The following is a 739-nucleotide window of genomic DNA, read 5'->3' as shown; positions in this document are numbered from 1 at the left end:
GAGACGGTGCCGTCCTCGCGCTTGGCGTCGCGCGTGCTGGCGGAGCTGATCAACCGCGGCGTTCGCGACGTGGTGGTCTGCCCCGGATCCCGGTCGCAGGCGCTCGCGCTCGCCGCGGCCGAGGCCGAACGGCTGGGGGTGATCCGCCTGCACGTGCGGGTCGACGAGCGATCCGCCGCCTTCTTCGCCCTGGGGATCGCGCGCGAGACCGGCGTGCCGGCGGCCGTCGTGGTGACGAGCGGCACCGCGGTCGCCAACCTCGCCCCCGCCGTGCTGGAGGCCTTCCACGCCCGGGTGCCGATGCTGCTGCTCTCCGCCGACAGACCGGCGGAACTGCGCGGGATCCGCGCGAATCAGACCGTGTGGAGCAACTGGTTCCTCTCCGAATTCACGCGTCGGATGGTCGACATCCCGGCGATCGAGGCCGGCCCGGATGCCGACGCGTACCTCGACACCGTGCAGGAGCTCGTCGCCGACGCCTACGAGCGCGCCGTCGGCGACATCCACGGCCCTGGCCCCGCGCACCTCAACATCGGCTTCCGCGATCCGCTCTCCGGCGGCCCTACCGGCCTGGCGGAAGACCTCGCCCGCGGTCGGCTGGAGATGGAGGCCGAGCACCGGCCCGGCCTCCAAGAGCGCCTCGAGCTGGTGTGCTGCGAGATCTGCGGGCCCGAACCCGAGGCCGTGGAGGCCTGCACCCATCGGCGCGCGACAGAGCTCGAGTGCTACGTGCACGGGA

The 739-nt window shown here is 73.1% G+C and carries 1 protein-coding gene; it reads left to right on the top strand.

Going from position 1 to position 739, the window contains the following annotated elements:
- Positions 1-33: 33 nt before the first annotated feature.
- Positions 34-739: thiamine pyrophosphate-binding protein (locus tag ACFPZL_RS13915; RefSeq protein ID WP_382335994.1), on the top strand; the 706-nt coding region annotated here is incomplete at its 3' end.

The sequence above is a fragment of the Leucobacter soli genome, assembly GCF_042659205.1.
GTDB lineage: Bacteria > Actinomycetota > Actinomycetes > Actinomycetales > Microbacteriaceae > Leucobacter > Leucobacter soli.
The sequence above is the reverse complement of the archived record's forward strand: the minus strand, read 5'-3'. Positions and strand labels throughout refer to the sequence as shown.